The sequence below is a fragment of the Rhodococcus sp. NPDC049939 genome (assembly GCF_040656415.1).
In the GTDB taxonomy this organism is placed as follows: domain Bacteria; phylum Actinomycetota; class Actinomycetes; order Mycobacteriales; family Mycobacteriaceae; genus Rhodococcus_F.
Genome location: NZ_JBFAMC010000001.1, coordinates 1,571,110 through 1,589,157, shown reverse-complemented (window position 1 = coordinate 1,589,157; position 18,048 = coordinate 1,571,110). Strand labels below are relative to the sequence as shown.

The window sequence follows — 18,048 nt, the reverse complement described above, 5'->3', positions numbered from 1 at the left end:
CGAACCCCGGCATCCCGATGATCGGGCTCCTAGGGTCGTCTCATGGGCACAGTTGTGGAGGCACTTGTCGCGAACATCTTCGACCGAACGGTGGACAACCGTGACGGTGCACTTGCCGACTACATTCCCGAGCTCGCGGCCGTGGAACCGGACTCGTTCGGCATCTGCGTCGCGACCGTCGACGGCCATGTCTACGAAGTCGGCGACACCCGAGTGCCCTTCACGATCCAGTCCATCTCGAAACCGTTCACCTACGCTCTGGCGCTCGCCGACCACGGGTCCGACGCCATCGCCGCCAAGATCGATGTCGAACCGTCCGGGGAAGCGTTCAACGAGATCAGTCTCGACCCCGACACCGGGCGTCCACGCAATCCCATGATCAACGCCGGCGCCATCACCGCGGCGGCGATGGTGGCCGGACAGGACGCGGACTCGCGATTCGAGCGGCTTCTGAGGACGTATTCGCGGTACGCGGGCCGGGAACTGACCTTCAACGACTCCGTGCACACATCCGAGTCGCGGACCGGGCACCGCAATCGCGCCATAGGGCACATGCTGCGCTCGTTCGGCATCATCGCCTGCGACCCCGACGAAGCGGTCGACCTGTACTTTCGCCAATGCTCGATAAACGTGACCTGCCGGGATCTGAGCTTGATGGCCGCGACGATGGCGAACAACGGAGTCAACCCCGTCACCGGTGACACCGTCCTGGATCCGGTGCTCACCGAGCGAGTGCTCAGTGTGATGTCGACATGCGGGATGTACGACGCGGCCGGTAAGTGGTTGTGCGAGGTGGGGTTGCCTGCCAAGAGCGGCGTCGGCGGCGGGGTCATTGCCGTGCTTCCCGGTCAAGTCGGCATCGCGATCTACTCACCGCGTCTCGATTCCCACGGCAACAGCGTCCGCGGCGTGATGGCATGCCGAGCCCTCTCGTCGGAACTCGAACTGCACTTCCTTCATGTCACCCGCGCAGCCCGGTCCGCGATCCGCGCCAGCTACTCCGTCTCCGACGCGCCTTCCCGGATGCGACGGACATCCGCTGAACGGGCCGCACTCGACGATGTCGGCAAACGGGGCCGAATCTACGAACTCCATGGTGATCTCTTGTTCGCGGGTGCTGAGACAGCGGTTCGGGAGATCGGCGGATCCGAGGAGGATCTCGAAGCAGTGGTCGTCGACATCCGCCGTGTCGACGAAGTCGGCGCAATCGCGTGTCGCATGATCGAAGCCCTTCGCGTCGACTTCGCGAAACAGGGTCTCGCGATCGCCTTCGTCGATCCGGTCGGCCTGCTCGGCAACACGCAGTCCGACTTGTCCGGAAGCGCAGGCAGGGTATACGCCGATCTCGATTCCGCCGTGCAGTGGTGCGAAGACATCCTGCTTGATCGACACTGCAGCACCGACCGCCAGTCCCCCTCGGTTGCTGTCGCCGAGCATCCGATGTTGTCCTCGCTGAGTCCCGAGCAACTGGAGCGGTTCACCGACACTCTCGAGATACGCACATACCCTCGCGGTGAATACATCGTCCGACGTGGTGACGCCACGCGTGGTTTGTTCTTGCTGCTGTCCGGTCAGGTGAGCACCACGATCACCGACCAATCGGGGGCGACACACCGGATCGTGACACTGTCTGCCGGAATGAGCTTCGGGGAGATGACGACGATTCTCGGTTCCCGCTTCCTCAACGACGTCCGTACGGACACGCCGGTGACGGTCGCGCTCCTGACGGCCGATCTGTACGACGAAATGGCTTCAGTACAACCGGAACTCAAGCTGGCGCTGCTCGAGCGACTCGCATCGGGCGCCTACGAACAACTCGACCTGATGTTGAGGTCCCTACTGGGGCAGGGCAGCGGCCGCTGAGCGGTTCGCCCGAAAATCAGTTGCCGGAGCTACACATAGCGGACACTGTTGTTCGGAGTCGGCAACGTTCGCATCGATAGCAGGGGGCAAATACTCATGGCAACCAAGCTGGCCATCGAGACGGCCGGGCTCGTCAAGATGTTCGGATCCACTCGTGCGGTGGACGGCCTCGACCTCACTGTGCCACTCGGAGGTGTCTACGGCGTACTCGGACCCAACGGCGCAGGCAAAACCACTTCGATTCGCATGTTGGCCACACTCCTTCCGCCCGACGGCGGATCGGCCACCGTATTGGGGCACGACATTGCGACCGAAGCAGACGCGGTTCGAAGCAAGGTTTCGCTCACAGGCCAGTTCGCCTCGCTCGACGAGGATTTGACCGGCACCGAGAACCTGCTCCTACTCGGGCGCCTGTTCGGGTATACCCGTGCGGCCGCCCGTTCCCGATCCGAACAGCTACTCTCCGCGTTCGGACTCGAGGAGGCGGCAAACCGGCAGGTGAAGAAATACTCCGGTGGTATGCGTCGGCGACTCGATATCGCGGCCAGCATCATCGTCACACCGGAAATGATCTTCCTCGACGAGCCCACCACCGGATTGGACCCGCGCAGCCGTAATCAGGTGTGGGAGATCATCCGCGCACTGGTAGCCGGAGGCACGACCGTGTTGCTGACGACGCAGTATCTCGACGAGGCCGACCAACTCGCCGACCGGGTGGCCGTCATCGATCACGGCAAGGTGATCGCGGAGGGCACCACCGGTGAACTGAAATCCTCTGTCGGTTCGGGTGCCCTGCACGTCCGTGTCGCCGATATCGACACGCGTTCGGCTGCGGCAGTTCTACTGCGTCAGGTGCTCGAGGTACCTGTCACCGAGGAGTCTGATCCTCTAGCTCTCACTGCCCGCATCGATGACCCGACCCGCGTTTCGCGGGCACTGCCCGCGCTCGACGAAGCTGGAATCGCCATCAGCACATTCGCATTAGGCCAACCGAGCCTTGACGAAGTCTTCCTATCTCTGACCGGTCGACCCACCGAGGAGAATTCACAATGACCGCTAGCACCACCAGCCGGGACGTTGCCGGCACAAGCGCCGGCGCCGTCGCAGACGTCCTGAAGGTGCCGGGGCCGAGGCCGACGAAGCCGACGGCGGTGTCGACATCCCTGTCGTTCGGCTGGCGCGCTCTGCTCAAGATCAAGCACGTCCCCGAGCAACTCTTCGACGTGACCATGTTCCCCATCATGTTCACACTGATGTTCACATTCCTGTTCGGTGGCGCACTAGCTGGATCTACCAGCGCGTATGTCCAGTTCCTGCTGCCGGGGATCCTCGTGCAGACGGTTGTCATGATCACGATGTACACGGGGTTGACCCTCAACAAGGACATCGAGAAAGGCGTCTTCGACCGGTTCCGTTCGCTTCCGATCTGGCGTCCCTCACCTCTCGTCGGGGCGCTACTCGGCGACGTCGCTCGCTACACGATCGCTTCGATCATCGTCCTGATCCTCGGGCTGATTCTGGGTTTCCGTCCAGTCGGGGGCCCTGTCGGCGTCGTGGCCTCGATCGCCCTTCTCCTGCTGTTCTCGTTCAGCCTGTCTTGGATCTGGACGATGATCGCCATCGTGATGCGCACGGAGCAGTCGGTCCTCGCAGTGGCGATGGTCATCCTGTTCCCGCTGACATTTGCCAGCAACATCTTCGTCGACCCCGCCACAATGCCGGGCTGGCTCCAGGCATTCGTAGGGGTCAATCCCATCAGCAAGTTGGTAACGGCTATTCGCGGGCTCATGGCCGGGACGGTCCAGGCGGCCGAACTCGCCGTCGTCTTCGGTTGGTGCGCCGGGTTCGTTCTGATCTTCGGGCCCTTGACGATGCGCCTGTACAACCGCAAGTCGTAGTCTCGGTGTCCACTCCGCATCGCCGAAGGGTTAACCGCGGTGAACTCGGTTGCCCGAATCCCCGTCAGCCCCCGGGCTGTGACGGGAGTTGCACGGAGCGCGGGTTGCGGCGTTGAGCGGCGCTGAACGTATCGTTGAGCTGAGCCAACGCCGCCACCGCGGCCAATGCCTGTTCCTGAGACCAACTTTCGAGCATGCTGCGAAGTCGTTCGGCACGCCTCTCGGTGGTCTCGCGCAGGATCTCCAGTCCGGCCGGCGACACCCTGATACGCGACGCTCGCTTGTCCTGAGGATCAGTGGCGCGTGAGACGTAACCGTCATCGACAAGCTCGGAGATCTGCCGACTCAGCGAAGACTGACTCACGCACAGATCGGCAGCCAACTCGTTCTGTCGGCACTCCCCGCGCGCAGCCAACGCGAAGAGCACACTCGTAAGTGCAGGAGCGATTTTCGTCTCGCCGCTCGCGGCCAGGACCGAACGCAGCGACCGCCCGAGCGCGAACACCCCGTCGACAAGTGCCTGCGCAGTATCTGCCTGTACCGGCATCGCGTTCCGATCCAACCGCTCACTCATTGCGCAACAACTATAACATTTCGTTGCTTTCAGTAACCACTGTGAGCGCCCTGATCGGCACGTACGAGCAATGCCAGACACTCCACGTGATGTGTAAGGGGAAACGCGTCGAAAGCACGTATCTCGTGCACCCGGTAGCCCTGCCCGAGGTAGAGACCGATGTCACGGGCAAATGATGCCGGGTCGCAGCCGACGTGCACGATGCGTTCGGCCCCGGCGGTAGTGACCGCGTCGATCACGCCGGGACCCGCTCCGGATCTGGGTGGATCGAGCACCACGACCCTCGGTGGGGTTCGCAGCGTAGATATCGCTCGTTCCACGCGGACGCCGTGAAAGTGGACCTGCGGCAGATCAGCCAGTGCTGCCTTGCCGTCGGCGACGGCCTGTCGCGAGGACTCGACACAGTCCAGGTGACCGGACGCGCCGCAGGCATCGGCCAGTGCGGCGGCAAATACGCCAACTCCGCCGTAGAGATCCCACGCGACGTCGCCCTGGGAAATCTCCGCCCACTCGGCAACCACTTCCGAATAGGTTTCCGCGGCGCCACGATGTGCCTGCCAGAAGCCCGTCGCGGCGAGCGACCATTCACGGTCGCCCACGCGCTCCACCGGACGCCCTGATCCGCGAACCACCCGCTCCGTCCGGGGCGCACCGCGTGCAGTCCGGCGCGCCATAGTTCCCCGCCGCCCAGGATTGGTACGCCCTGTCTTCGACACCTTGGGTGGAGCTATCTCGACGATGTGCCGCTCGCCTGCTCCGTCGACGGCGATTTGCACCTCACTGCCAGGATTCCAATCCTGTTCGGCCACACCATCGTAGGCGCCCGACTTGATCTGAGGGCACGCAAGATCGGTCACTATCCCCGAACTCCGATACACGTGGTAACCGGGATGGCCCTCCTCGTCGACGACGAGCCTCACCCGGTTGCGCCAGCCGGTGCCGTCACCAGTGCCTGGCAGTTCCTCGACGTCGACGGTCTTACGCACCCGCGCAAGACGCGCCAATTGCTCGGATACCACCTGGGACTTCATCTCCCGCTGCGCCCGCAGGCTTGCGTGTGAGAAGTCGCAGCACCCCGCACCTCCCGGCCCCGATATGGGGCACACGGGCGTTACCCGCTCAGGCGATTCGTCGCGAATCTCGATTGCGTCGGCCCGGCAGAAAGAACCGCCTCGATCCTCTGTGACGACGGCCGTCACGCGCTCACCCGGCAGACCGTGCCGGACGAAGACCACGCGACCCTCGTGCCGGGCGATGACGAATCCGCCGTGCCCGGGGTTCCCCAGTTGCAGTTCGAGATGCCTGCCCATCCAGTTTTCGCTCAACGCCTCTCACCGTCGTTTCCCTCGGGTTCGTAACCGCGGCGTGTCGCCCCTGGCGTGTTCTGGATGTTCAGCGGTTTGGCCTTCTCCGACGAATTCAACTGCCACGGAACACTGGTGACCATCACACCCGGCTGGAACAGCAGTCGGCTCTTGAGCCGTAGAGCGCTCTGGTTGTGCAAGATCTGCTCCCACCAGTGCCCCACGACGTATTCGGGAATGAACACGGTGACGACGTCGCGCGGAGAGTCCTTGCGGACGCGGCGCACGTAGTCGAGTACGGGCTTCGTAATTTCCCGGTAGGGCGACTCGATCACCTTCAGCGGCACCGTGATGTCGCTCTTCTCCCACTGCCGCACGAGTGCGCGGGTGTCGGGTTCGTCGACGTTCACGGTGATCGCTTCCAGCGTGTCGGGGCGGGTTGCGCGGGCGTAGGCAAGCGCACGCATCGTCGGCATGTGCAGTTTCGAGACGAGGACGATCGAGTGGGTTCGGCTGGGCAGGACGCCGTCCCACTCCTGTTCCTCGAGCTCGGCGGTCACAGTGTCGTAGTGTTTGCGGATCAGTTTCATCACGACGAAGATCGCGACCATCGCCACGATGGCGATCCACGCACCGATCGCGAACTTGGTGATCACCACGATGATCAGCACCGCGCCGGTCATGCCGAGGCCAATCGAGTTGATCACCCGTGACCTGTACATCCGGCGACGCTGGGCGGGGTCCGTCTCAGACCTCAGGTGCCGGGTCCAGTGCCGGATCATCCCGGCCTGGCTCATTACGAACGAGACGAAAACCCCGACGATGTAGAGCTGGATCAGTCTGGTGACCTCGGCGTCGAACAGGACGACGAAGGCGATGGCAGCCCCGGACAGGAACAGGATGCCATTACTGAATGCCAGGCGGTCGCCGCGGGTGTGCAGTTGACGCGGCAGATAGCGATCCTGCGCGAGTACCGATCCGAGGACGGGAAATCCATTGAACGCGGTGTTTGCAGCGAGCACGAGGATCAGAGCGGTCACGGTGGCTATGACGTAGAAGCCGATCGGGAATCCACTGAACACCGTCTCGGCGATCTGCGTGATGAGTGTTTTCTGGTTGTAACCCTCAGGCGCCCCGACCAGCTGCGTCGCCGGGTCGTCGGCGTAGACGACGCCGATCTTCTGGGCGAGGATGATGATCCCCATCAGCAACACGATGGCGATGGCTCCGAGCATCAGCAGTGTCGTCGCCGCGTTGCGCGACTTCGGTTTGCGAAAGGCCGGCACGCCGTTGCTGATCGCCTCGACACCGGTCAGCGCGGCACATCCGGACGAGAACGCCCGAGCGACCAGGAACGCGAATGCAATCCCGTAAAGGTGGGAATCCTCGGCCTCGAGCTCGAACACGGACGACGCGGCCCTCAGATCCTCACCGAACACATAGATTCGGATCAGTCCCCAGCTGAGCATCACCACCATCCCGATTACGAATGCGTAAGTCGGGATGGCGAAGGTGACGCCGGACTCGCGGACACCACGGAGATTGATGGCGGTCAGCAGCCCGATGGCCGCCACCGCGAACAGCACTTTGTGTTCGGCGACGAACGGGATCGCCGACCCGATGTTCGATGCGGCCGCAGAGATCGAGACCGCCACAGTCAACACGTAGTCGACCAGCAGGGCGCTGCCGACGGTCAGCCCCGCGTTTCGACCGAGATTGACAGTTGCGACTTCGTAGTCACCGCCGCCCGAGGGGTACGCATGCACATTCTGGCGGTAGCTGGCCACAACGATCACCATCACCGCGGCGACAGCAAGCCCGATCCAGGGCGCGTACGCATACGCGGCTATACCGGCAATGGACAGCATGAGGAAAATCTCCTCGGGCGCGTACGCGACCGAAGACATCGCGTCCGAGGCGAAAACCGGGAGGGCAATCCTCTTGGGTAGCAGCGTGTGCCCGAGCTTGTCGCTCCGGAAGGGTCTGCCTAGCAGTAGCCGCTTGGTGGCTGTCGAGAGCTTTGACACCGGAAAAGCCTATGCCGAACGAGAGAGACCTGAGCCTGCACCCACCAATGTATTCAGATTGTGTGTCCAGATTGCGATGTGCGTATTGCTTGCCCTCACGCGCGAGCACTGTACGGTTCGATTCGGTAAGCACGTACTCGAGACGTGTCTCCAGAACCCCTGAACGGAGCAAAACGTGTATGTGGTCATCATGGGATGTGGCCGGGTCGGGGCATCCCTCGCCAGCTCGCTGACCCGGATAGGGCACGAGGTCGCGGTGATCGATCGTGACCCCGCCGCATTTTTGCGACTCGAGCGCGACTTTCCCGGTCACACCTTCGTCGGGATGGGTTTCGACCGTGACGTGCTGGTCGAGGCCGGTACCGACCGCGCCGAGGCGTTCGCCGCTGTGTCATCCGGCGACAATTCCAACATCATCGCCGCGCGTGTCGCACGTGAGACGTTCGGCGTAGAACGCGTCGTCGCCCGGATCTATGACGCCAAACGAGCCGCGGTGTACGAGCGCCTCGGTATCCCTACCGTCGCCACCGTCCCCTGGTCGACGGACCGCTTCCTTCACACCCTCACCCGCGACAGCCAAACAGCCAAATGGCGCGATCCGTCGGGAACGGTGGCCGTTACCGAGTTGTCACTGCACGAAGGCTGGATCGGTCGGCCGATCAACGAACTCGAAGCAGCCACGAGCTCACGTGTGGCGTTCATCATCCGCTTCGGAAGCGGCATCCTGCCTGATCGTAAGACTATCTTTCAGGCCGACGATCAGGTCTATGTCGCGGCCGTGTCGGGAACAGTGGCCGAGGCGGTCGCACTCGCAAGCAATCCCCCGCCCATAGATGATTGACAGGGGAAGGAATATCCACGATCGACCATCCGAACGGAAGTAATCGATGAGAGTCGCAATCGCAGGAGCCGGTGCAGTAGGACGTTCTATCGCACGCGAACTGGTTCGCAGTCACCATGAGGTGCTGCTGATCGAGCGCAAACTCGAACACGTCGAACAGGCCTCCGTACCGGACGCGACCTGGGTGCATGCCGATGCCTGCGAATTGAGCAGCCTCGAATCGGCCTCACTGGAGACGTACGAGATCGTGATCGCAGCCACCGGTGACGACAAGGCCAACCTGGTTCTGAGCCTCCTCGCGAAGACGGAGTTCGGGGTAAGTCGCGTCGTGGCACGTGTGAACGACCCACGCAACGAATGGTTGTTCGACGAGTCCTGGGGAGTCGATGTCGCGGTATCCACCCCCCGGATGCTTGCCTCCCTGGTGGAGGAGGCGGTCTCGGTCGGCGACCTGGTGCGACTCATGACGCTTCGTCAGGGCCAGGCCAACCTCGTCGAGGTCACCCTGCCCGACAACACCGCATTCGCAGGCAAGCCCGTCCGCAAACTCCAATTGCCTCGAGACGCCGCGCTGGTCACGATCCTTCGTGGCGGACGTGTGATCGTGCCCCAGCAAGACGACCCTCTAGAGGGTGGGGACGAACTGCTGTTCGTTGCATCGGTGGACGTCGAGAACGACCTGCGGGCGGCCGTGGGACTCCAGTGACCTCGGCCGACCACGTCCGAGCCGACGGATGTTTCGGGCACCACCGCCCGGCGGAACTCGTCGACTCTGCATTCGGCGCAACCGGCTGCCGCCTCGGAGCTAGCTCCGAGGCGGCTCGTCCCGAGAATCGACTTCCTCCGAATCGTCTGCCGAAACGAGCGCCTCTTCTCGAGGTCCCGGTTCGACGAGCCGATCTGCCCGCCGCACGGCCCAGATCGTTACAAGTAGCGCCGCGCCGGCAAGCGGCCATCCCATCGCGATTCGGGCGACGGCAAGCCAGCCGGTCTGGTCCGCATCGTAGAGTTGCGACTGCACGAGATACCGCGCACCGAACACGAGCGCCCAAGCTGCCGTCGCAACGTCGTAGGCGCGGACCGCGCCCGGATGACGGCGCCAGAGATTACCGTGGCCGTTGAGAAATCCCCACACGATGCCGACGATTGGCCAGCGCACCAGAATCGAACCGAGAAACACCGCCCCGTAAGCAAGGCTGGTGACGATCCCGAACAGGAAGTAACCCTTCGCGTCGCCCGTTCGGTAGGCGATGAACGCGGAGATACCGACCCCGAAGAACCCGGACACTGCGGGCTGGATAGGGGTGCGTTGGATCAGTCTCCAGACGAGAATGGCGGTCGCGACCCCGAGGGCTGCCCAGATTGCCGGGAACAAACCCCATACCGCGTTGACGGGAACGAAGACCAGAATTGGCAATGTCGAATAGACCAACCCGCCGATCCCGCCGAGTTGCTCGATAATGGACTGCTGCTTCGTTTCGATCACTCAATGAGAGTGCCACATGAAGATGGGCCCCTACGACTCGCTACGTAACTCGTAGTATGGGTTGTAGATCACTTTCTGGCCGTCGCGTTCGCCGACGCGCCCCCGTACCAGTAACGTCTTGCCGGGTTCTATACCCGGAATTCTCCGCCTTCCTATCCACACCAACGTGACCTGTTCTGTGCCGTCGAAGAACTCGGCCTCGACGCAGGCGTTCGCGGACTTCGGACACACCTCGACGCTGCGGAGCCGTCCCAGCATGGTGACTTCCTCACCGCGACTGCAATCGCAGGCACGTTGTGCACCAGACGCCTGTGACGTCTGAGCCATTTCCTCGGCGTCCAACTGCTCGAGATCCTCGGTTAACCGACGGGTCATCCGACGAAAATATCCTGCCGTGGCGGGTGCCATTGCGCGCTCCTGGAGCATGTGCGACACGAGGTTTTCGTGCCGCTTGTAGGGCTGTGTACCCGCCACTGTAGACCCATTGGTTGCCTATTACTGCACTATCCGAGACCAATGTGATGTGGCAGGCAAAATCGACGCATGACCTCCGATTTTCGGCCCACTGTGGCAGTGCTACTTCCAGGTACAGGATCCGACGCCGACTTCGTCACCCGGGCATTCTCCGAACCCCTGACCGCCCGCGGGATAACCGCTGTGGCCGTCGAACCCGACCCCAGACGGTTCATCGCCGGCTACTTCGACGCACTCGACGCCTCTTCCCGGCACGAGCCGATAATCATCGGTGGCGTATCCATAGGGGCCGCAGCGGCGCTGCATTGGGCGAGCACTCATCCCGACCGTGTCGCGGGCGTTCTCGCGGCGCTGCCCGCATGGACAGGCGCAGCGGCGGACGCGCCCGCCGCTGCCGGCGCGCGTTTCACGGCGGCCCGGCTGAGAGCGGACGGAATCGAGAAGGTGACCGCCGAGATGATCGCCTCGAGTCCTGCCTGGCTCGGTCTGGAACTGGCCAAATCCTGGCGATCACAGTGGCCACACCTTCCCAGTGCGCTCGACGAAGCTGCCGAGTTCCGAGCACCGGAAGTGGAGGAACTCGAACGCCTTGCTGTACCGGTCGGGATCGTTGCAGCTCACGACGACGCGGTCCACCCTCTCGATGTCGCGCTCACCTGGGCCGACCGAATCCCGCTCGCGGGCCTGGCCACGGTGTCGCTCGACCAAATCGGTGCCGACCCCGCGATCTTGGGGCGTGAGAGCTTCAGGGCGCTCGAATCACTACTGCCTTGAGTCGTCGCTCTCCAGTGAGTGCCCTCAGCGGCCCAGTTGCTGCATCGCCGAACCAGATTCGCCGCGGCGCTGCTGTGGCCCAGTCGGCGCCGAAGGCCCAGCGGATGTGCCCCCCGCTGCAGTCTGCTGCTCGGCGGACTGCTGCGGTGCGGCACCCTGTTGCTGCGCCAACTGCTGCTGCTGTGCCGCCGCCAGTTGCTTGACGAGTGCCTCGGGCAGAACCACCGGAAGCGGCGTCCGCACCGGATGCGGTTCGGCTCCGCGCTTGACGACGGTGTCACGCAGAATCGCTCTCGCGGTCCCGACGAGTTCCGAATCAGCGGTGTTGCCACCACTCGGCCCCGCTACCACACAACGGACCATCCACCGGTAGCCGTCGACGCCGATGAAGCGAAGGTCGGCGTTGGGAGTGACCGCGATGATCTCGCGCCCCCAGGGGCCGTTCTCGATACTCACCCGTGCATTGTCGCTCCGCAGGGACTCGGCGAGGTCGCCAGCGACCTCGCGCCACTGCCCCGGGGATTTCGGTGCGGCGTAGGCCGCGACAGTGATTCGCCCACGCTGGGTGACGATGTGCACGGCCTGTGGCGAACCGTTGGGCGCCATCTCGACCTGTAACTGCGCGCCCAGTGGCATCGGGACGAGGACCGACCCGAGATCGAGGCGGGTACCCGTCTCTCCGACGGTGAGATCGCCGTCCGAGTCCAGGTCCTCGGCGTCGTAGGGGCCTCCCTCGACCTCACCTACCTCGTCATAGTCCTCACTCATCCCGTCATAACCTTCGCCGAGTTCCGGCTCGTATTCCGTTGCATCACCAATCGCAACTTCGGGCTCGGAGGCCTCGACGAAACCGCGGGAATTGCCCCCGCGCTTCTTCTTCCGGCGTCCGATCATGTTCAGGCTCCTTCTCTGGCATTGCCGAAGAGGCTCGCGTGGCCTCCACTCGACCCGTGTCCGTCACTGCCGCGAGTGGTGTCGTCCAAGAAATCCACCTCTACGAACGAAACCAACTCCACACGCTGTACGACCAGCTGGGCAATCCGATCACCCCGACGAATTTCGATCGGAGTGTCAAGATCGTGATTGATCAAGCAGACCTTGATCTCACCGCGGTACCCGGCGTCGATGGTGCCCGGGGTGTTGACTACCGAAAGACCCGACTTGGCAGCCAGCCCGGACCGCGGATGGACTAGTCCGACGGTGCCCAGAGGCAGTGCGATCGCCACTCCTGTCCCGACCAGAACACGGCGCCCAGGCTCGATGGTGATATCGGTGGTGCTGCAGAGGTCGACGCCTGCATCGCCCTCGTGAGACCGCTGTGGTATCGGAATATCCGGATCCAGTCGCCGAAGGGCGACAGGTGGAAGGGCGGGGGCCGCGCCGGCAGGGAAGCCGGGAGATAGGTCGCTCACATGCACAGAGCCTACCCGCGCACTATGACTATCCTGGACGGGTGTCAGAAACGTCCAGCGCCGAAGTCGCGCCCACCGACAGTACCCAGCCCACGCTGTACTCGGAACGTCTCTGGGTCCCGGTTTGGTGGTGGGCCGTAGGCCTGTTCGTCGCGGGACTGCTGGCGGCAGAGGTGCACATGGGGGCGCCGGGTCTGCGCGCGTGGTTACCCTACGTACTGCTGCTTCCGATCCCGGTGTGGGGACTGATCTGGCTCAGCCGACTCCGGGTCGAGGTCGTAGACGAGCCGAATGGCGTCCATCTCCGGGTCGGACGAGCCCACCTGCCGGTGAACGTGATCGCCCGAGTTGCCGAGGTCCCCGGGTCGGCCAAGAGCGCAGCCCTCGGGCGCCAACTCGACCCCTCGGCCTTTGTTCAGCACCGTGTGTGGGTCAAGTCGATGGTCCTCATCGTTCTCGACGATCCCGAAGACCCGACGCCCTACTGGCTGGTCAGCACTCGGCGGCCGGCGGCTTTGCTCGCCGCGATCGACCGCGCCCGCTCGTAGTCGGAACAGCGCTGGTCAGACGGTGGTTTTCAGTCGCGACCGTCTGCCAATGGATTCAATCGTCGCCGTCAGGCCGCGCAGTCTCTGCAGACCAAAACGCCGTCAGTGTCACTGGCGAGTCGACTTCGGTGGTGCACCAGGAAGCAGCTGGAGCACGTGAACTCGTCGGCCCGCTTGGGCACGACTCGCACCGAGAGTTCCTCCCCCGACAGATCAGCGCCAGGCAATTCGAAGGATTCCGCGGTGTCGGACTCATCGATGTCCACGGCCGCCGATTGTGCCTCGTGGCGACGCGCCTTGAGTTCCTCCAGCGAATCCTCCGAAACCTCGTCGGACTCTGTTCGCCGCGGTGCGTCGTAGTCAGTTGCCATTTCGTCTCCCCTCGTTCTGTCCCGTGTGTCCCGGCCCGCGTGGAGGGTCCGACCACACTGTGATCGACCTTCCACAAGCCACCCGCTCCGCCGCAGATCACACCCCGCGAGCGTTGGATGCCCCGCGGCTGCATCAGTGCCGGAAACAGGTCCCAAATCGTGTTCTTCGCCTCATCTGCCCACACTCGTTCCATGCTCTCCGAACGACTCGGGCTGCCAGACATTAGCCGAACGTGGCTCGAAAGGCGTAACCGACTCGACCGAACGCGCAAATTGTCTGCTAATCGTCACCAACGCCACAGCAACCTGTGACATTCCACGGTCGGTACGGGCTTCGAAGCGGCTGGACGCCATGGATCTACAGTGGGTGCCGAACCCGTCCACAGCCTGTGGCCGAGCACTGTATCGGTGAGCTGCGCGGGCGATACATTCGACGTGCAGTTTCGTAGGAGAGATCGAGGAACACTGTGGTTTCACTGATCACCGAGGGCAGCCCATTCGACGAAAATGGCCGTCCGTTCCGGCGGCGGCGAGCGATGCCGATACTCGCGGTGTTCGCGGCACTCGCCCTGCTAGGTGCAGCGCTATGGACAAATATTCTCACTGACGACGAGGATCCAACCACGACTGTCGCGTGCAATCCGCCGCCGCAGGCCACGCAATCTGACGATTCGGTGGCTTCGCCACGGCCCACACTGGGTGAGAAAGTCGATGCCTCCACATTGCTCGATGTGGAACCCGCCGCATTGTCCGCAACAAAGGTGCGCGTGTTCAATGCCAACGGCGAGGCAGGCCAAGCGGCACAGGTGGCCGCACTGTTGAGCGACTACGGATTCGCGAGCGCCCCCGACGTCCAGGTCGGCAACGACCCGATCTACGTCGACCAGAACCTGCAGTGCCAGGGCCAGCTGCGGTTCGGGCCGAACGGCACCGCCGCGGCAAGCGCCCTGTGGCTTGTCGCCCCGTGCGCCGAACTCATCGAGGATTCACGCACAGACGACACCGTCGATCTCGCGCTCGGAACCTACTTCCGCACGATCTCACCGAACCCCGACGCTGAGGAGGTGCTGCGGTCACTCAAGGATCCGACGCCGGGAACTCACTCCGCACCTCTCGACATCGACCTGCTCAGCGCGGCTCGCGCAGCCCGTTGCTGACCGCCGGTCACGTCTCGTGAATCGGGTCGTTCGCCCCGATTTCGGCAAACAATTCGTCTAGCTCGTCGGCGATGCCGGGGGCCGCTGCCACGACCACTTCCCCATCCGCACTCGATGAGTGTGGAGCGGGGATCCGCACGCGCGCCCCCGCTTCGGTCGCGATGAGTGATCCGGCGGCCCAGTCCCACGGGGCAAGCCCGTGCTCGAACTGTGCGTCGACCCGCCCGGATGCAACCATGCAGAGATCGAGGGCCGCCGAGCCGATCCGGCGAATGTCGCGTACCCGAGTGAGGATCTCACTGATGAGGGCCCCCTGCGCTCTTCGCCTCGTCACGCTGTACCCGAATCCGGTTGCGAGCAAGGCCATTGATACGTCCGTGATGGGGTTACACCGAAGTCGGCTGACGCGTCCCTCCGAATCGGTGAGAGTTGCCCCGCAGCCTCTTGCCGCCGCATAGGTCGACCGAGCCGCGACGTCGACCACTGCCCCTGCAACTGAGACTCCGTCGATCTGCGCGGCTACCGAGACCGCATAGACAGGCACTCCGTACAGAAAATTCACGGTGCCGTCGATCGGGTCCACGACCCACCGGACCCCAGCAATCGAACCCCGATCACCACCGCCCTCCTCACCGAGGATCGCATCGTCGGGACGCAGGATCGCAAGGCGGTTGCGGATGACCTGCTCGCTCTCGGTGTCGATAACCGTTACCGGGTCCGTGGGAGTGCTCTTCGACGCGACGGAGTCGCCCGAGGATGTTCCGTTTCCGACGATTCCGAACACCTCGGGGCGTCGTGACCGGACATGGTCGGCAGCCTCCTCGGCCACTGCCACAGCGACATTCAGCAGAAGTTGGAGATCTGCGCCTACTTGCTCATGTCGTTCCTGCGCAGTGTCTCGGCCCCGGGATTCGTCCACACCCCCATCGGAGCACACTCAACTCCCTCACACCACCTAGGCGGCCTCGACGCACTATTGTGACGGACAACACGTGTGACGAACAACCACTAACGGGAACGTTCCGGTGCGACACGTCCATCGGCACGGAGGAGCAAACGCGATGACCAAAACCGGGTTCGGTGTCGACGTAGGGGGCAGCGGAGTCAAGGGCGGCACTGTCGATCTCACGACCGGCCAGCTGATCGGAGATCGAATCAAGCTTCCCACTCCACAGCCGTCCGTTCCACGCGCCGTCGCCGAGACCGTCGCCGAGATCGTCAAGATGGCGAAGTGGGAGGGGCCGGTCGGCGTCACCCTGCCGAGTGTCGTGACCAGCGGAATAGCACGCTCCGCAGCGAACGTCGACAAGAAGTGGATCGGAATGGACGCGAGGACCCTGTTCCGCGACGCTCTCGGCGGACGCGAGGCCACGGTACTCAACGACGCCGATGCCGCAGGGATTGCAGAAGTCAAGTTCGGAGCGGGCAGGGAGGCGAAGGGAGTTGTCATCTTGCTCACCTTCGGTACCGGAATCGGTTCGGCGATTCTGCACGACGGCGTATTGCTGCCCAACACCGAAATAGGGCACATGGAAGTTGACGGGAAGGAAGCCGAGCATCGTGCGGCGTCCTCGGTAAAGGACACCAAGGGTCAGTCCTACAAGGAATGGGCAGCAGAGGTATCCCGGGTACTGACCAGGTACGAAGACCTACTTTGGCCGGATCTTTTCATCGCCGGTGGCGGCATCAGCCGCAAACACGAAAAGTGGATTCCCCACCTGACCAACAAAACACCCGTTGTACCTGCTGCGCTTTTCAATACGGCCGGGATCGTGGGTGCAGCTATTGCGGTCGACACGGGCATCGCTCCATAACTATTGCGAATAGGTCGTTACAATGAAAGAGCCCGGCTGCGCGCCGGCGAAACCAGTAGACCTCTCCGCCGGATGATCACTCTGGCGTGACGCCGCACGACACCGTCACGAAAGGGCGTACGTGGCAGCCACCGATACACGTCAGACTACTGATTCGACTTCGGAGTCAGGACCGGGAGCGCCAGTCGCGGCGCCAGCCTCCGGCACCGCTCCGGCAACCAAGGATGTTCCCGCCAAAAAGGCTGCCGCAAAGAAGGCCCCTGCAAAGAAAGCTGCGGCGAAAAAGGCTCCCGCAAAGAAAGCTGTGGCAAAGAAGACCTCCACGAAGAAAGCTGCGCCCAGTAAGGCTGCGGATGGCGAGAACGGCCCCGATGAAGACTCCGTTGAGCTAGAAGACATCGAGCTCACGGACGGCGACTTGGCCGAGGTCGAGTCGGATGTCGTCGAGGTGGTTGCGGTCGGTACCGACGACGAGACAGAGGAGTTGTCCGAAAAGGACAAGGCTTCCGGTGACTTCGTCTGGGACGAGGAAGAATCCGAGGCCCTCCGTCAGGCCCGCAAAGATGCCGAGCTCACCGCATCCGCCGACTCGGTTCGCGCATACCTCAAGCAGATCGGCAAGGTTGCACTCCTCAACGCCGAAGAGGAGGTGGAACTCGCCAAGCGGATCGAGGCCGGCCTCTACGCGACGCAGCTGATGCAGGAACTCGCCGACGCCGGCGAGAAGCTCCCCCCTACCCAGCGCCGCGACATGAGCTGGATTTGCCGTGACGGCAACCGCGCCAAGAATCACCTTCTCGAGGCGAACCTTCGTCTCGTCGTCTCGCTGGCCAAGCGTTACACAGGCCGCGGCATGGCATTTCTCGACCTGATCCAGGAAGGAAACCTGGGCCTCATCCGTGCGGTCGAGAAGTTCGACTACACCAAGGGTTACAAGTTCTCCACTTACGCCACCTGGTGGATCCGACAGGCGATCACGCGTGCAATGGCCGACCAGGCCCGCACCATTCGCATTCCGGTGCACATGGTGGAGGTCATCAACAAGCTCGGGCGCATCCAACGCGAGCTGTTGCAGGACCTGGGCCGTGAGCCCACACCCGAAGAGCTCGCCAAGGAAATGGACATCACACCCGAGAAGGTGTTGGAGATCCAGCAGTACGCGCGCGAGCCGATCTCCCTGGACCAAACCATCGGTGACGAGGGCGACAGCCAACTCGGTGACTTCATCGAAGACTCCGAGGCCGTCGTGGCGGTCGACGCCGTGTCGTTCACATTGCTACAGGATCAGCTGCAGTCGGTGCTCGACACGCTGTCCGAGCGTGAAGCCGGTGTGGTGCGCCTACGCTTCGGCTTGACCGACGGACAGCCTCGTACTCTGGACGAGATCGGCCAGGTCTACGGGGTCACGCGTGAGCGTATTCGTCAGATCGAGTCCAAGACCATGTCGAAGCTGCGCCACCCGTCACGGTCACAGGTGCTGCGCGACTACCTGGACTGACGTTCGC

19 protein-coding genes are annotated in these 18,048 nt (G+C 63.3%); 10 read left to right on the top strand and 9 right to left on the bottom strand.

The features are described 5' to 3' along the window. The first annotated feature begins 42 nt into the window (after positions 1-42). The 3 genes from glsA (at position 43) to AB0I57_RS07305 (ending at position 3,761) form a co-directional block, all read left to right on the top strand. Complete coding sequence (glsA, locus tag AB0I57_RS07315; protein ID WP_358331873.1) at positions 43-1,863, top strand: glutaminase A; 1,821 nt, start codon at positions 43-45, stop codon at positions 1,861-1,863. Between the two features lie 90 nt (positions 1,864-1,953). Further along, positions 1,954-2,916 carry an ATP-binding cassette domain-containing protein gene (locus AB0I57_RS07310; RefSeq protein WP_358333273.1) on the top strand — a complete coding sequence of 321 codons (963 nt, stop codon included), beginning with the start codon at positions 1,954-1,956 and terminating at the stop codon, positions 2,914-2,916. Further along, positions 2,913-3,761 (top strand): ABC transporter permease, encoded by an 849-nt coding sequence (locus AB0I57_RS07305; protein ID WP_358331870.1) that lies wholly within the window; start codon positions 2,913-2,915, stop codon positions 3,759-3,761. The genes AB0I57_RS07310 and AB0I57_RS07305 overlap by 4 nt, the downstream gene beginning before the upstream one ends. 64 nt (positions 3,762-3,825) lie before the next feature. Here the strand turns inward: AB0I57_RS07305 and AB0I57_RS07300 are convergent, their stop codons facing one another. The 3 genes from AB0I57_RS07300 to AB0I57_RS07290 are packed head-to-tail and all read right to left on the bottom strand — an operon-like array spanning position 3,826 to position 7,666. Continuing rightward, on the bottom strand, positions 3,826-4,308 hold the full coding sequence (locus tag AB0I57_RS07300; protein ID WP_358333271.1) for a MarR family winged helix-turn-helix transcriptional regulator: 483 nt from the start codon (positions 4,306-4,308) through the stop codon (positions 3,826-3,828). Between the two features lie 56 nt (positions 4,309-4,364). Next, positions 4,365-5,660: a class I SAM-dependent RNA methyltransferase gene (locus AB0I57_RS07295; RefSeq protein ID WP_358331867.1), complete on the bottom strand. Its 1,296-nt coding sequence runs from the start codon at positions 5,658-5,660 to the stop codon at positions 4,365-4,367. Further along, positions 5,657-7,666, bottom strand: coding sequence for an APC family permease (locus AB0I57_RS07290; RefSeq protein WP_358331864.1), 2,010 nt, complete (start codon positions 7,664-7,666; stop codon positions 5,657-5,659). Before AB0I57_RS07290 ends, AB0I57_RS07295 begins: the two co-directional genes overlap by 4 nt. Positions 7,667-7,841: 175 nt before the next feature. Here AB0I57_RS07290 and AB0I57_RS07285 point away from each other — a divergent pair, with 175 nt between their 5' ends. Then, positions 7,842-8,507 (top strand): TrkA family potassium uptake protein, encoded by a 666-nt coding sequence (locus tag AB0I57_RS07285; protein ID WP_358331861.1) that lies wholly within the window; start codon positions 7,842-7,844, stop codon positions 8,505-8,507. 46 nt (positions 8,508-8,553) lie between these two features. Then, positions 8,554-9,213: a TrkA family potassium uptake protein gene (locus tag AB0I57_RS07280; protein ID WP_358331859.1), complete on the top strand. Its 660-nt coding sequence runs from the start codon at positions 8,554-8,556 to the stop codon at positions 9,211-9,213. A gap of 99 nt (positions 9,214-9,312) precedes the next feature. Here the strand turns inward: AB0I57_RS07280 and AB0I57_RS07275 are convergent, their stop codons facing one another. Together AB0I57_RS07275 and AB0I57_RS07270 are read right to left on the bottom strand one after the other, a co-directional pair. Next, a complete protein-coding gene (locus AB0I57_RS07275; protein WP_358331856.1) occupies positions 9,313-9,993 on the bottom strand; it encodes a DUF3159 domain-containing protein in 681 nt (226 codons plus the stop codon). A 30-nt stretch (positions 9,994-10,023) separates the two neighbouring features. Next, positions 10,024-10,401, bottom strand: coding sequence for an OB-fold nucleic acid binding domain-containing protein (locus AB0I57_RS07270; RefSeq protein ID WP_358331853.1), 378 nt, complete (start codon positions 10,399-10,401; stop codon positions 10,024-10,026). A gap of 135 nt (positions 10,402-10,536) precedes the next feature. On the opposite strand from AB0I57_RS07270, the gene AB0I57_RS07265 reads away from it, so the two are divergent. Further along, on the top strand, positions 10,537-11,241 hold the full coding sequence (locus tag AB0I57_RS07265; RefSeq protein ID WP_358331851.1) for an alpha/beta hydrolase: 705 nt from the start codon (positions 10,537-10,539) through the stop codon (positions 11,239-11,241). Between the two features lie 24 nt (positions 11,242-11,265). On the opposite strand, the gene AB0I57_RS07260 is transcribed toward AB0I57_RS07265, so the two are convergent. Both AB0I57_RS07260 and dut read right to left on the bottom strand, forming a co-directional pair. Beyond that, on the bottom strand, positions 11,266-12,135 hold the full coding sequence (locus AB0I57_RS07260) for a DUF3710 domain-containing protein (RefSeq protein WP_358331848.1): 870 nt from the start codon (positions 12,133-12,135) through the stop codon (positions 11,266-11,268). 2 nt (positions 12,136-12,137) lie between these two features. Beyond that, complete coding sequence (gene dut, locus AB0I57_RS07255) at positions 12,138-12,659, bottom strand: dUTP diphosphatase (protein WP_358331845.1); 522 nt, start codon at positions 12,657-12,659, stop codon at positions 12,138-12,140. Positions 12,660-12,694: 35 nt separating this feature from the next. On the opposite strand from dut, the gene AB0I57_RS07250 reads away from it, so the two are divergent. Then, complete coding sequence (locus tag AB0I57_RS07250) at positions 12,695-13,201, top strand: DUF3093 domain-containing protein (RefSeq protein ID WP_358331842.1); 507 nt, start codon at positions 12,695-12,697, stop codon at positions 13,199-13,201. 68 nt (positions 13,202-13,269) lie between these two features. Here AB0I57_RS07250 and AB0I57_RS07245 read toward each other — a convergent pair whose 3' ends face one another. After that, on the bottom strand, positions 13,270-13,572 hold the full coding sequence (locus AB0I57_RS07245; RefSeq protein WP_358331839.1) for a DUF4193 domain-containing protein: 303 nt from the start codon (positions 13,570-13,572) through the stop codon (positions 13,270-13,272). A 467-nt stretch (positions 13,573-14,039) separates the two neighbouring features. Between AB0I57_RS07245 and cei the strand changes: the two genes are divergently transcribed. Further along, positions 14,040-14,729 carry an envelope integrity protein Cei gene (gene cei, locus AB0I57_RS07240; protein ID WP_358331836.1) on the top strand — a complete coding sequence of 230 codons (690 nt, stop codon included), beginning with the start codon at positions 14,040-14,042 and terminating at the stop codon, positions 14,727-14,729. Between the two features lie 7 nt (positions 14,730-14,736). On the opposite strand, the gene AB0I57_RS07235 is transcribed toward cei, so the two are convergent. Beyond that, positions 14,737-15,579, bottom strand: a complete 843-nt coding sequence (locus AB0I57_RS07235) for an inositol monophosphatase family protein (RefSeq protein ID WP_358333268.1) — start codon at positions 15,577-15,579, stop codon at positions 14,737-14,739. Positions 15,580-15,790: 211 nt separating this feature from the next. Here AB0I57_RS07235 and ppgK point away from each other — a divergent pair, with 211 nt between their 5' ends. After that, positions 15,791-16,543 (top strand): polyphosphate--glucose phosphotransferase, encoded by a 753-nt coding sequence (ppgK, locus tag AB0I57_RS07230; protein ID WP_358331833.1) that lies wholly within the window; start codon positions 15,791-15,793, stop codon positions 16,541-16,543. 121 nt (positions 16,544-16,664) lie between these two features. Then, positions 16,665-18,041 (top strand): RNA polymerase sigma factor, encoded by a 1,377-nt coding sequence (locus AB0I57_RS07225; protein WP_358331830.1) that lies wholly within the window; start codon positions 16,665-16,667, stop codon positions 18,039-18,041. Positions 18,042-18,048 lie beyond the last annotated feature (7 nt).